Here is a 721-nt window from a genome sequence, read left to right on the forward strand (position 1 = left end):
GGCGCCATCGCGGCCGGGGAGCGCCGCGTGGTGGTCGAGCGCCTGGTGGCGCAGCCGCAGGAGGAGCCGGTTCCGCACCGGCGCACCAAGTTCCGGGGCAGCGACGAGCGGGACGCCCCCCGCGCACCCCGCGGCGAGGGCCGGCCGGCGCGCCGTCCCCGCGACGACGGCAGGCCCCCGGAGCAGGCGGCCGACCGCCGCGAGGGCCGGGGCGCCGGCGCCCGGGCGGAATCCTCGCGGGGCGGCCCGAGGGCGGGCTTCTCGAAACCCGGCTACGCCAAGCCCGGCTACGCCAAGCCCGGCTACNACCACGCCAAGCCCGGCTCGTCCAGGGCGGGCGAACCGGCCGGCGAGGGCCGGTCCTCCGGCAAGCCGGACGGCACGGGCCGCGGCTTCGCCGGCAAGCCGTCGGCGGGCAAGTCCTTCGGGGGCAAGTCCTTCGGGAGCAAGTCCTTCGGCAAGTCGTCCGGGGGCGACTCCTCCGCCGGCAGGGGCGGCGAGGGCCGCGCCGCCGGAGACGGTCCCGGCGCGGGCCGGTTCGGCGGAAAACCCGGCGGCGGCAAACCCGGCGGCAAGCCCGGCGGGCGCGCCTTCGGGAAGGCCGGCTACGGGAAGCCGGGGGCGCGCCCGGGGGCCTCGGAGGGCCGCTCGGGCCCCGGCCGCGGCCCCAGGCCGGGTGCGGGCGGGCGTCCGGGTGGCGGACGCGGCGGCAAGCCGGGCG

Annotated in this window: 1 pseudogene; it reads left to right on the forward strand. The window is 81.4% G+C overall.

Annotation, left to right across the window (positions count from 1 at the left end):
• Positions 1 to 306, forward strand: a pseudogene (locus DT057_RS36055) (pseudouridine synthase); the annotation flags it as partial.
• Positions 307 to 721: the final 415 nt, after the last annotated feature.

This window comes from Methylobacterium crusticola (assembly GCF_003574465.1).
Classification (GTDB): Bacteria; Pseudomonadota; Alphaproteobacteria; order Rhizobiales; family Beijerinckiaceae; genus Methylobacterium; species Methylobacterium crusticola.